General features: G+C 51.1%; 9 protein-coding genes. All 9 read left to right on the forward strand.

Annotation, left to right across the window (positions count from 1 at the left end):
• The first annotated feature begins 42 nt into the window (after positions 1-42).
• Positions 43-267, forward strand: a complete 225-nt coding sequence (locus IPM39_27510) for a hypothetical protein (protein MBK8989764.1) — start codon at positions 43-45, stop codon at positions 265-267.
• Entirely contained in the window at positions 254-3,427 is a 3,174-nt protein-coding gene (locus tag IPM39_27515) for a type I restriction endonuclease subunit R (GenBank protein ID MBK8989765.1), read from the forward strand. The genes IPM39_27510 and IPM39_27515 overlap by 14 nt, the downstream gene beginning before the upstream one ends.
• Positions 3,424-3,564, forward strand: a complete 141-nt coding sequence (locus tag IPM39_27520) for a hypothetical protein (GenBank protein ID MBK8989766.1) — start codon at positions 3,424-3,426, stop codon at positions 3,562-3,564. The genes IPM39_27515 and IPM39_27520 overlap by 4 nt, the downstream gene beginning before the upstream one ends.
• A 10-nt stretch (positions 3,565-3,574) precedes the next feature.
• On the forward strand, positions 3,575-4,588 hold the full coding sequence (locus IPM39_27525) for a hypothetical protein (GenBank protein MBK8989767.1): 1,014 nt from the start codon (positions 3,575-3,577) through the stop codon (positions 4,586-4,588).
• A 122-nt stretch (positions 4,589-4,710) separates the two neighbouring features.
• A complete protein-coding gene (locus tag IPM39_27530) occupies positions 4,711-5,475 on the forward strand; it encodes a hypothetical protein (GenBank protein MBK8989768.1) in 765 nt (254 codons plus the stop codon).
• Positions 5,476-5,577: 102 nt separating this feature from the next.
• On the forward strand, positions 5,578-5,823 hold the full coding sequence (locus IPM39_27535; protein ID MBK8989769.1) for a helix-turn-helix transcriptional regulator: 246 nt from the start codon (positions 5,578-5,580) through the stop codon (positions 5,821-5,823).
• A 46-nt stretch (positions 5,824-5,869) separates the two neighbouring features.
• A complete protein-coding gene (locus IPM39_27540) occupies positions 5,870-7,123 on the forward strand; it encodes a queuine/other tRNA-ribosyltransferase (GenBank protein ID MBK8989770.1) in 1,254 nt (417 codons plus the stop codon).
• A 128-nt stretch (positions 7,124-7,251) separates the two neighbouring features.
• Complete coding sequence (locus IPM39_27545; GenBank protein ID MBK8989771.1) at positions 7,252-11,274, forward strand: DEAD/DEAH box helicase family protein; 4,023 nt, start codon at positions 7,252-7,254, stop codon at positions 11,272-11,274.
• Positions 11,231-13,852, forward strand: coding sequence for an ATP-dependent DNA helicase RecQ (locus IPM39_27550; protein ID MBK8989772.1), 2,622 nt, complete (start codon positions 11,231-11,233; stop codon positions 13,850-13,852). The genes IPM39_27545 and IPM39_27550 overlap by 44 nt, the downstream gene beginning before the upstream one ends.
• The last annotated feature ends 7 nt before the right edge of the window (positions 13,853-13,859 follow it).

Genomic DNA, 13,859 nt, shown 5'->3' on the forward strand with positions numbered 1-13,859 from the left:
GAAAGTCGTTTCACCCGTTACCCTGATTGAGGAATTAGAAGCATGATTTTAGACACCAAACCCCTGACCCAAATTACGCAAGAAGCCGTGCAAATTCTCTATCGAGAACTGGGCGTGGTCAACTCTGTGCGTTTTCTCAACCAGTTCACCACCGGTTATGGCGACTATACGGCCGAACGCGACCAGCTATTCGCCCACCTAACCCTGGATGACATCTTAACCCAAATCAAAGCCGAACGCACCGCCGCCGAGGATGACCAATCTTAACGAAGCCACTGCCGAACTTGCCGCCCTGGAATGGTTAGCCGAAATCGGCTACGCCACAGTCTTCGGCCCAAACATCGCCCCCGGCGAACCCGCCGCCGAGCGCAGCAGCTATCAGCAAGTCATTCTGCGCGCACGACTTCGCGCCGCCCTGGCCCGCATCAACCCCCATATTCCCACCACCGCCCTGGACGACGCCATCCGCCAGGTAGAACGCAGCGACAACCCCCACCTCGTCAGCAGCAACCACGCCTGCCACCGCCTGCTCATCGAAGGCGTAGACGTAAGTTATTCCCACAACGGCAAAATCAAATACGACAAAGTCTGGCTGCTGGACTATGACAACGCGGCGAATAATGAGTGGACGGCCGTTAACCAGTTCACCGTCCACGACGTCAACCCCATCAGCCACGCCAAAACCAACCGCCGCCCCGACATCGTCCTCTTCATCAACGGCCTGCCCCTGGCTATCATCGAGCTAAAAAACCCCACCGACGAAGAGGCCACGCTGGAAAAAGCGTTCAACCAACTGCAAACCTACAAAGCCGACATTCCCAGTCTGCTGCGTTTTAACGAAGGGCTGGTCATCAGCGATGGCACCTATGCCCGCCTGGGCACGCTCACCGCGGGCTGGGAATGGTTCAAACAGTGGCGCACCATTGACGGCGATACCCTGGCCCTGGCGACGCAGCCAGAACTGGAAGTGCTGCTCAAAGGAGCGTTTGCCCCCCACCGCTTCCTCGACCGGCTGCGCTACTTCACCGTCTTTGAGGTGGATGGGCCGCATATTGCCAAGAAAACGGCCGCTTACCACCAATATCACGCCGTCAACAAAGCCATCACCCAAAGCGTCCGCGCCGCCGCGCAAGATGGCGACCAGAAAGTGGGCATCGTCTGGCACACCCAGGGCAGCGGCAAAAGCCTGACTATGCTCTTCTACGCCGGCAAAGTCATCCAGCAGGCCGCCCTCGCCAATCCCACCCTCGTCGTCCTCACCGACCGCAACGACCTGGATGACCAGCTATTCGGCACCTTCGCCAGCGGTCAGGAACTGCTGCGGCAGACGCCCATCCAGGCCGATAGCCGCGAGCATCTACAAGAACTGCTGCAAGTCTCCTCCGGCGGCGTTATCTTCACCACCATTCAGAAATTCCGCCCCGAAGGGCGCAACAACGCTTATCCCCAGCTTTCCTTCCGGCGCAACATCATCTTCATCGCCGATGAAGCCCACCGCAGCCAGTACGGCTTCGAGGCGCGGCTGGTAAAGGCCAGAGAGCAGGCCGCCGCTTACCTGGCCTACGGCTTCGCCAAATACGTGCGCGATGCTCTGCCCCACGCCTCCTTCATCGGCTTCACCGGTACGCCCATCGAATCCGACGACATCAGCACGCCGCAGGTTTTCGGCGATTACATAGACGTGTACGACATCCAACGCGCCGTCGCCGACAAGGCCACTGTGCCCATCTACTACGAAGCGCGGCTGGCAAAACTGCGGCTGCGCGAAGAAGTGCGTCCCATCCTCGACCCCGAATTCGAGGAAATCACCGAGGGTGAGGAAGAAGAAGCCCGCGAAAAGCTGAAAAGCAAATGGTCGGCGCTGGAAGCGATGGTGGGCACGGAAGAACGGCTAACGCAGGTAGCAGCCGACATCGTGGCCCATTTTGCTCAGCGCCAGGCAGCCATGCTTAACGTCGGCATCAGCGGCGGCAAAGGCATGATCGTCGGCATGAGCCGTCGCATCTGCGTAGACCTGTACAATCACATTATCCAACTGCGCCCCGACTGGCACAACGACCATGACGACGCGGGCGTGGTGAAGGTGGTGATGACCGGTTCGGCCAGCGACCCAGCCGGCTACCAGCCCCACATCCGCAACAAACCACGCCGCAAGGCGTTGGCCGAGCGCTTCAAGGACCCGGCCGACCCCCTGAAGCTGGTCATCGTGCGCGACATGTGGCTGACAGGCTTCGACGCGCCGCCGCTGCACACCATGTACCTGGACAAGCCGATGCGCGGCCATGGGCTGATGCAGGCCATCGCCCGCGTCAACCGCGTCTACAAGGAGAAGCCGGGTGGCCTCATCGTAGACTACCTGGGTATTGCCACCGACCTGAAAGAGGCGATGGCGAGTTACACCCTGCGCGAAGAAGCGCCGGTTTATGAATTGGGGGAAGACGGCCGTCCTGCCTCACCCATCGAGCAGGCCGCGGCCTTCATGGAAAGCCAGGTAGAGGTGGTGCGCCAGTTCTTCCACCGGTTTGACACGTCGCCATTCTTTCACGGCTTACCCGCCCAGCGACTCGCCATCATTCCCCTGGCGATGGAGCATGTGTTGGGGCAGGAGGAGGGCAAGAAGCGGTTTATGACGGCCGTGACCCGCCTCTCCAGCGCCTTTGCTCTGGCGATGCCCCATGACAAAGCGGTTGCCATCCGCGACGAAGTGGCCTTTTACCAGGCGGTGCGCGCCGGCTTTGCCAAGCTCTCCCCGTCGGGGAGTAAATCGCAATTTGAAATAGACGCCGCCATTCAGCAGTTGGTCTCCCAGGCGGTGGCCGCGCCGCAGGTGATCAACATCTTCGACGCCGCTGGGCTGAAAACGCCGGACATCTCCATCCTCTCCGGCCAATTCCTGGCCGAAATACAGCAGATGCCGCACAAAAACCTGGCCCTGGAGATGCTGCGCAAGCTGCTCAACGACGAAATCCGGGCGCGCATGGGCAAGAACGTGGTGCAGGCCCGCTCCTTTGAGGCGCTGCTGACGGACACGCTGCGCCGTTACCAAAACCGCGCCATTGATACGGCCGAAGTCATCACGGAACTAATCGCCATCGCCCAGGAAATGCAGGCGGCCCAACAACGCGGTGAGAAGCTGGGCCTGAGCGAGGAGGAACTGGCCTTCTACGACGCCCTGGCCGACAATGCCAGCGCCGTGGCAGTGATGGGTAATGAGCAGTTGGCCTTCATCGCTCACGAGTTGATTAAGATGCTGCGCCAGACGGTGACGGTGGACTGGACGGTGAAGCAGAGCGCCCGCGCCAAAATCCGGGTGATGGTGAAGCGCATTTTGAAGAAGTATGGCTATCCGCCAGACATGCAGGAAAAGGCGACGGACACGGTACTGGAACAGGCTGAACGAATTGCGGCGGATTGGACGGCCGTGTGAACTTAACGAAAAGCGACCTGGCGCGGGAATTGGCGTTGAAGCGCCAACGACACGGGCGGCCGGCGGCGTTGGAGGAGAGGGTGGTGGGGAACGGCCGAATTTACACAACTAACCTTTATCTACAAAGCGATCACTAGAAACATATTCATGAAAACCATCACTCTGTACCAAATAGTCTCCGAGATTAACTTGCGAGCAAAGTCTCACCCAATAGGAACGCTTCAAGAGATTCGCAAAGAGTTGAAGCAGCTAAAACGGTTGCCAACCTTTAACATATTCACTCCTTCAACTACGCACGAAAGTTGGGCATTTCATCACGGGGGACGGAAGGAATTACAATTCAATGTGGGTATTGAAACGATAGATACTGTTCCCTATCTCAGATATGGTGTTGCCTTCTCTTTTGAAACCAGCCAGACACTACCCGATATCAGCCTTCTTCTGCCGAAGGTCAGGTTATTCAACGAATTTATCCTACAGAATCCAGAACAATATGCCGACATGCGTATGTGGCACTATTACAGTTATCAAAGCGATGACTACATGCCTTCTCCAATCCCGCATGAAAACATCACCGAAGGAATGTTTTATTTTCTCGGCAAACGTCAACCCTGCGAGCAGATAGATTACGAGCTTCTTCTGGATGATCTAGACCGCCTGCTGCCTTTGTACAGATACGTTGAGGGCAATGGGAATTTACAACTTGTTACTGCCGTCAAGGTATCACCCTTCAGGTTTTCGCCAGGATTTACGGCTAAAGCACCATCCGCCAATGCTTCTCTCGCTCAAAAAGAACTGGATATCAACCTCCGCCATAATGTGCTACAAGCGGCCCTTTATAAGCAGTTGGTCAAAGAATATGGGAAAGAAAATGTGCGCACCGAGCTACCAAGCGGCATTGGCACCAGCATTGACGTTGTGGTCAAAGATGGAGACGAATTCTACTTCTATGAGATAAAAACGGCTCATTCACCACGCGCTTGTTTACGTCAGGCCATGGGGCAGTTATTGGAGTATGGTTTTTGGCCTGGAACACAAGAAGCTGCTCGACTGATAATTGTCGGTGAAACGGCCCTGGATCAGGAAGGGCTAACATACCTGAATACGCTGAGACAGCGTTTCTCTTTACCCCTGGAATATAGACAGATCGTGGTTGATTGAGTCGGACTCCTGGCAAGCCGTTTCTCAGCGTTTCACCATACGGTACTATTATCATCCCTACGCACAGTGTGATACTATATTCGGGGTTTGTTCGCTACTGCGAACAAACGGGGAATAACATCGTGACCATCGCATCAGAGAAGAAGCGCTGCCTCATTTTAAGTTGCTCACGCGCCAAACATGGTGCGCCTGAGCTATTACCGGCCGTGCAGCGGTACACCGGCCCCATGTACCAGGTTTTGCGCCGCTACCTGCGTGAGAAACCAGAAGAAGCAGCAACCCTCATCATCTACATTCTATCAGCCCGCCATGGGCTGATTGACAGCCAGACGCCCATTCTCCCTTATGACCAAAAAATGACGCCAGCAAGAGCTGCTGAACTGCACACGGCCGTTTTGCACAAGGTTGAGCAAGAAATCGCGCCGGTCGGTTACGCGGAGATATTTTTGGCGATGGGACAAACATATCTGCTGGCACTCGATGGACTTGACAATGTGTTGGGCGTTGACACGAAAGTGATAACGGCGCGCAGTTCCGCCGGGACGAAGTTAACCGAGCTACGGAACTGGCTCTGGGAAATCAGCCCCACTATTCCTCGGGTTGAGGAACAGGTGGTTATGCCGAATGTAGGGCGGGTAACGGCCGTTTTACGCGGTCGCACCCTTTCCCTGACAACAGCCGAAGCAGAGGAACACTTGAGTTCCAGCCTGTTCACAGCGCCAGATTCGGCCCGCCAGGTGCGTGGTTGGTATGTAGTCATCGGTGGCGAAAAGGCTAGCCCGAAGTGGGCGGCGCACCACCTTTTTGATGTGCCAGTGAGTGATTTTTCCGCTGATGAAGCGCGGCGGGTGCTGCGGAAGTTAGGGTTAAATTGTTATCGAACGTGAGTTTTTGCGTAGGATATTGGGAGTGGAGAAACGGCCGTCTGAATTAGACGGCCGTTTTTGTTCCTAATATAGAACATAATCATTCCAGACGAGGATAGGGCAATGTCTACAGCCAAGAATCTCGAGAATTTGGGCGCCAAACTCAAAGCAATTCGCAAACACTTGGGCTATAGCCAGGAAGATATGGCAACCGCTGTGGGTAAAACGGGTAAGTCCCGCCGGTCACGGGTGCATGAGTGGGAGAAAGGGCTGCGGGAGCCAGAACTTTCATGTTTATCTGCCTATGCCCGGCTGGCGGGGATCTCCGCCGACGATCTGCTTGATGACAGTGTGGAACTTCGTTTGTGACAGCCATCCCCGACGCCCAGAACTAAAAAATAACAAACGTGAACCTATGCAATTCTATCTACCGAACTTTGAAGACCTTGTTGATCCGGAATACGATTTTGAGAAGGATGACTATTCACCAAAACGGAAACGAAACGGCCGTTTCCAGCACGACCAATATGCCCATGAATTTTTCACAGAACCAATCTTTGACGGAATGCTCGTTTCCAAAACAGTTGTGACGCCCTCTGTAGAACAGCGCATACAAACGAGTGGGAATGTCCACCGCTTTTTCCGTTTGGCAGAACAAGTTCCGGTAATGGGTGACTGTGGCGCATTCTCCTATTGGGATAAAGAAGAGCCACCGTATACCGTAGCCGAAATCCTCGATTACTATGAAGTGATGGGCTTTACCTATGGTGTAGCCCTGGACCATCTCATCTTTCCCACCATGTCCGAAGCAGAAAGAGATCGCCGCCTAAAAATCACTCTTGATAATGCGCAGGAGTTTCTGAGGAAACGCAACGACTATGACTACAAAGTCATCCCTGTGGGGATTGCGCAGGGGTGGGATGCCGATTCGCGTGCAGGTAGTATCCGGCAGTTATTAGATATCGGCTATAGCCATCTGGCTATCGGTGGCATGGCACGCAGCAAAGACCAGGAAATCATCCAAACGTTGCAAGCAATCCATCCCATTCTGCAAGAAAACCAGTGCGTACAAATGTTACACCTGTTCGGGGTTGCTCGACTATCACTGATTTCGGATTTCATTCGCTATGGAGTCACAAGCGCTGACAGCGCCTCGCCCATGCGCCGGGCGTTTCTTGGTACAAGCCAGGACAACTACTGGACAGTAGGCGAAGAACGTTATGCAGCCATTCGAGTTCCAGAGGTAAAGGAAGGAGGGGCCAGAAAGCGCGGCGTAGACTCCACCGGTGAAGTTGCAGCCAAAAATGGCATGACAGTAATCAAAATGAAGGAAATGGAGCAGGAAGCATTGCGCCTGTTGCGTGACTATGATGCCGGAATTGCGGAGTTAGAGGAGACATTAACGGCCGTTCTTGCCTATGACCAGCTTCATGGCGACAAAAGGAAACATGAAGCAGCCTACCGGCGCACACTTGCCGACAAAGCATGGCAGAAGTGTAACTGCTCCATTTGTAAGAAATGGGGAATCGAAGTCATTATCTTTCGCGGCAACAATCGAAATAGACGTCGTGGATTTCATAATGCCTATGTCTTTTACCAACAATTTCAAGGGCGTGTAAAAAGCGAGAGTTCCAATGCAGGAGCTACACAGTTGAAGTCTATTCCCTGAATGAGTCACATCTATTACGAACTACTGACTTTGACCAACTGTGAAATTGCCAATTGAATAAAACGAATCTCTCAAACGAGACACCCTTTCTGAAACACCATTAATAGCATTTTCGGGGCAATGTATTGATGCTTCATCTTAAAGAGTTGCGCACACGAATGTTTATAAAAGGAATCCCCATTGATGGGATGCCACCTGATATTGCTGTAGAGATTCTTGATCTTCAATGGCAAAGCCCTGACGAATTAGTGGTAACGTGTCAGGATCCGAGGAAGCGTCTTTATAAAGTCATCCTCACTTCATCTGACAAGTGCCAACTCCAATGTACCAATGTTTTTTCCCTCCCATGGAAACTGTTACCTCAAAGCCCTGGTCAAGAAGAAATGAGAGTTTTAACAAAAGCCGAAAAAGGCCGTCTGAATCAGTCTCTCTTTAGAGCTGGCTTTGTGCATAAGTGGGACAAGGACGGTGGCTACTCGGATTGGACACACACAAGCACAACCTACCGCATTTTCCATGCGAACTCCCATCAGTCCTTTATCGTGCTTTTAGAGCCAGAAGCAACAACTTCCGCTCAACAAAAGCCACAAACTGCATTACATCACGACATCGGTGATTTGCCGAAACTAACACCCCCTGAGCAAAAATCACCACCAACAACAACCGCTGATTTTGCCTCCCATCCAACACCTCATCCCTATCTTGCACCAGGCATGTATGTCCGCATCCCCTTTGACCTTGTGGAATCACCTGGCGAATACCGCGATTATCGCATTGGGCAGTTGGTAGACATCAATAGTGTCGCAAACTCTGCTCGCATAAAGTTACAAACCTATTCACCTGGACAGCCGGTTGCACAAGAAATTGCCGAGCGAGATATTGCACACATCCATCGTTGTCATATCTTGCCAGAAACATTGTTCATTCATGCGGAAACTAAGCAAACAGGGCAAGTTCTCCTACCGTGTCTAACAGAGTGGGAAGAAGGAAAACTATGCGACTATTACGTGGAGATAACTGGTCAAATAAAACGCCTATCAGAAGAGAAGATTTTGGTGGCTTCGCACCGGCAATCCCCTCACCCCCTCGAACAACTTAAACGATATGAACTTCACCATCCCAGATGGAAGACTGAACGAGATCAACTTATCGAAAGTTATGCCGAACTGCACGCAGCAACCTATGGACTAGAAGATTTGGTTGGTTCTCGGATCATGCTTTTACCTCATCAAGCCGAAGTTGTTGCAACTGTTCTAAGCGATGAAACTTGCCGCTATATCTTGGCCGACGAGGTTGGTTTAGGGAAAACCATCGAAACTTGTGTCATTATTAAAGGACTGTCGCGCCGTCATCCGGGATTGAAGACGCTCATTGTGGCGCCAGCGTCTCTAGTAGAACAGTGGCACTTTGAACTGAACAATAAGTTCTGGCTCGATTTTGTCCGGGATGACCAACTGAATTTATTGCATCTACCGAAAGACTGCCCAGGCATTATCGTCAGCACAGAGAAACTTTCTAATGATGGGCAACTGACTCTCTGGCTATCAATGCAGGAGTGGGGTCTACTGATTGTTGATGAAGCACACCACCTCCATAAACGGCCGTCTCTCTACGAGCGTATCTACCAACTTAGCAGCGATGCCGAACGTGCCCTTATCCTATCAGCTACCCCCATTCAACGTCGGGGGGATGAATATCTGGCATTGCTCAAGCTGATGTACCCAGAGCGTTACAGCGCGCTAACGCACACCCAATTTAGTCATATTTTGCAAGCCCAACAAACCCTTCGGCAAACAATTGCGTATCTGGCTCAAGCCTTAACACCTGATGACTTTGATTTGGCTGAATTCCTTAAAGAGATGGAATTGATAACTGACAAGCTAAAAGAAGATGAGGTCTTACAACAGCTTGTTACGCAAGCCGCAGCGCAAACTTGCCTGGATGCTCAACTAAAAAGTGCCAAAGAAGCAATTAGTTACGTGAGCGAAAACTACCGGATCGAGAGTCGCATGATCCGTAATCGACGGGTCAATTTGAATATCGAATTGCCTAAAAGAGATGTGGATACCAGCTTCAGTTATTTGCCTGAAGCAACGGAAGTCGAATTGCTAAACCAGTTACATGATTATATTGACTTCATGTTAACAGAACTCAAGGGCGAGACAAAAAAAAGTCTGGGGCTGGAATACTGTCGTGTCTTATTGCACAAAGCCTTTAGCAGCCCCCACAGTTTAGAAAGTCTTCTGAAAGAACGACAAAAGATCCTCCATTCGCCTCAAAAAACTTTGACCAACGCGGTAAGTAACAGCTTGTTAACATTAGCCCCACCCCGTCAAGAAGCAAAACGCATACAAACTTTGTTGACGGTCGTTCCCGTTCTGGCAGGAGAAAGTGACTGGGTAAATAATCTACTGTGGCTCTGCGGAAACTGGCGCGAGCAAACAGACACCATCTTAGAGTCTTATATTACTGGCAGGAGCAGTGCTAATTCAGGCCATCGATTAGTCCGGGTGTTACGGGCCATACAAAATCAACTACAAAAGCACCCCGCGTCCAAAATTGTAGTTTTTTCTGCCTGGACCGAAACCTTGTTAGCATTGTTACCCCATCTGACCAAACACTTGAGAGCAAGACGCGGGCGCGTCGCACAGTTTCACTGCCAGATACCATCTGAAGATCTGCAAGAACAGGCTGACTTGTTCCAATCGCAGGACGATTATCACATTCTTTTATGTGATGAGTTGGGGGGAGAGGGACGAAATTTCCAGATAGCTGATGTTATTGTCCATATAGACATCCCTTGGACGCCAGCACAGTTAGAGCAAAGAATTGGCCGTGTAGATCGTTTGGGCAGAACTGGAAAGGTGGTTTCCATTGTGTCTTATGCCCACGAACAAATCGAACAGGACTTATTCCGTATCTGGGAGGACGGGTTTAACCTCTTCACACATTCTATGAGCGGGCTTGAAATTGCTCTGGAAAGCGTCTTGGACGATCTACTATCTGCTATGGAACATAACTCGCGTGACAGCCTTATAAACCTGTTGCCAGCAATGCTAGCCAAAGCAAAAGAATTACGGAAAGCAGTTGAGGAGGAACGGTATTTTGAAGAGAACGCCATCAACCATCGCCAACGGGATGAGTTCCAGAAATTAAGTGAAAAATATCGTGATGGTTCAAAACTCGGCCGCTCATTCACCAGTTGGGCATCAATGGCGGGGTTGGAAAACTCATATAATCGCCTAAAAGATACCGTGATGTTCTTTCCTAAAAAATTCAACCAAAAAAGCATGGTCAATGCCAAGTTTGTTACCCCGCCCAATATGGAAGAGGCACTTCGCCGCTCTGGACGAACGCATAATCTAGTAATCACCGGGACTTTCAATCGAGATGTTGCTGTACAACGAGAAGACCTGGTCTTTTTTGCCCCAGGCAATGACCCATGGACAGATGGGATTGTCAGGAATGCGCTTGAGGCAGATCGGGGCCGTAGCTGTGCTATTTTGCGCAAAACTGACTTACTTGCTACCCCCTGGCAAGGAGTGGAACTTCTATATCAGATACAGGTGAATCCTCGACCACTGTACAAAGCCGGTCACTCACCCATCCATTTGTTTCAAGCTCAGGGGTATCTTTTCCTCCCTACTTATCGTGTGCTGGTTTCTGTTGACGGAGACGTTATTACTCGTTCGCATCCTGCTTGGGAAGCAATTACTACGTATTCATTCAGCTCAAGTTATGGGGACATACATCTGGGTAAACGAAGTGGCCCACGCAGGATCGTTTTATTGAAAGAAGCTTTTCCTCCAGATATTTGGGAAGATGTGCTGGTAAGAGCTGTGAGTGCGGCAAACACAAAGCTCATGGAGGAATTCGACTTCACACTAGAAGTTGCTGAAGAGGCCGCAGAAGATTTTGAACGCAAACTGCTAGGCTTACGCGCCTCTCGCTATTGGTTTAATCAAATCTATGGCCCGGAAACGATACCTGGCGCCATAGATTTAGAGGCGCACCAGCAAATTGCTAACGGATTAATTGAAGGAATTCGCCATCCACTAATTCAGCTAGAATCCGCTTGCTTTTGGTGGCTATGTCCTACACAAGATTATGAATCATTACTTCAACGCACTACAAGAATTGCTGCTAGCTGAAAGCCCACAATTTGCAAACTTTCAGCACAATCTTAGAAATAAGCAGCAGAAGTTAATTGGAATTGAACTGGCACAGAGCCATGTGTTATTGCGTGCATCCTCGGTTTACCAGGCGTTCATTGAAAATCAAGCGGGTACAGGAGATTTAGGCGTTCTCCTGCGCCAGGTAATGCGCGTTTTTCATGAAGAGATGATCCTTAATAAACCAACATGGAAATCATTAGAAAAACACCAGCATCAAATGGGCTTGCGTCTTGTAGACGAAGATAACGGACGAGTTCGATTACGGGCTTTGCCTTGGGAATCTGCCTGGCTAAACGACACGAATAATATTGACCAGCTTGAAAACCGCAGACCTGATATATCAGTACCCGGTGATGGTCTGCTTTATGCTTTGTCGAATGGCAAGTTTTGTACATATCAATCAGAAGCCCAGAAAACGGCCGTTGTCACTTCTCTTTTCGCCCCTCCTGGTTCGACAACCCTAATCACCCTGCCCACTGGCGGCGGCAAGAGCATGTGCATCTTACTGCCTGCCTGGTTTGAATCTAGCGGCGGCCGACGCGCCGGGGGGACTACGCTGGTCATCGTCCCGACTGTGGCCCTGGCTTATGACCAACAAGACAATGTGCGCCCTTACTTTAACCCGGCGAATGATGCCTATAAACCGTACAGCCTTACCAGTGATACCACAAAAGAAACCCGCGCAATTATTTACAAAGGGATCAGCGAAGGTACGATCCCCATTTTATACACTTCGCCAGAAGCGCTTTTGTTAAACCCGGTTCTATATCACACCTGTTTGCAGGCGGCCGCTAACGGCCATTTACGAAGGTTTGTCATAGATGAAGCGCACTTGGTTGATTCTTGGGGGGCCAGTTTCCGCACCGAGTTCCAACTATTAGGGGCCTATAAGCGCAAACTATTAGAAGCCTCTCAGGGACAATTACGCACATTTTTACTCTCGGCCACCGTTTCGTACCAGAGCGAAAAAACGTTGGCGGAATTTTTCGCGCCAGACTCCAGTTTATCTTCGGTGTTAGCCAATCAGTTACGGCCTGAGCCTGGCTACTGGTTTCATCACACCCGACACTTTCCGCTACAACGGGATCGCGTAATAGAAGCGCTTTACCATCTACCTAGACCAGCCATTCTCTATGTCACTAAACCCAGCCACGCTCAACATTGGGTGCGCATGTTGCGCGAGCAGGGCTTCAAGCGAGTTGTGGATTTTACGGGACAAACAGCGGGCGAAGAACGTCAGCACATTCTAGCCCGTTGGAATCGTGACGAAATTGACATACTTGTGGGCACATCCGCCTTTGGTTTGGGCGTAGATAAAGGGGATGTGCGCACCATCATTCATGCGACGTTACCGGAGAATATTGATCGATATTACCAAGAAGTGGGGCGGGGGGGACGAGATGGATGTAGCAGTATCAGCCTTCTGATTAGTAAAGATGATGATTTTGATTTGGCTTTCAGTATGACCACCAAATCGCGTATCACCATTGAGAAAGCCTGGTTACGCTGGCAGGGCATGTGGCAAAGCTCTTTGCCATTTGGGCAAACTACCGATATGCGCCTGATTAACCTCAATGCCAGACCTACTTACAATCAGGAGATGCGCGAAAGCGAGGCCAATCGTTATTGGAATGAGCATATCTTACTATTCATGCAAAGAGCCGGTGTCCTTTCCATTGAAGATACACGCCCCAATGAAACAGCGCCAGAGCCCGATGACCAGAAACAGGAATCTTATCAGGACAATTTTTGGGTGCTGGTACGCATCAGAAATGACCAGATTGTAAACGACGAAGTTGCGTTTGAACGCCTCATGGATGAGCAACGCGACTTAGAAAAAGAGTCCATTACCCAAAACTTGAATGCGCTGAGACAAGTGGTTGAGACACAAGCCCCAATGCAGGCTTACCATTGTTTGGGGCATGATTTTGCTGGTTTGTATCCGTACACGGCCGTTGCCTGTGGCGGTTGTTCATACTGCCGACAAAACAAACAGGAACCATACGCACAGACCTTACGCGCCGAGGTTGAACCAGGTGATTGGCCTGCTTCCCCGGTTCGACTCGACGCCAATTTACAGCGGCAACTAGGCGAGCGGCAAAGTCTGATTGTCGCTTGGGATACGGAAAATTTGGCCGCTTTTGCCCCTGATTTGATAGCCTCGCTGGTTGAAGCGGGCATGGAGCAAATCGTTTTACCCGACAATCTCTTGGATGACCCAATTTGGGCGCAGAATCTGGTCAAAAAGTTGGCGCGTCATAAAGATAAACGGCAGCGGCTGGTAGGCGCTCGGTCAGTCGAACGGCACGGACTTTTCCCGCTGGCAACAGCCGTTTTTTACCCCCGACAAGACAAACTTATTGACGCGCTTTATCGTGCGCTCCAAACAGAATTCCAATCATATTTGGGAATTACGCCCCTCATTCATGTGGTGCATCAATCGGCATGGCTGGCGCGGGAAAACGGCCGTTTTCTGGAGCGGGTAAACGGCCTGCAATTAACACCGGATGCCCTCAAAAAGATGCTGGTCAAATCCCAAACATCACTCTATTAAAAAGCCT

The sequence above is a fragment of the Candidatus Leptovillus gracilis genome (assembly GCA_016716065.1).
In the GTDB taxonomy this organism is placed as follows: Bacteria; Chloroflexota; Anaerolineae; order Promineifilales; family Promineifilaceae; genus Leptovillus; species Leptovillus gracilis.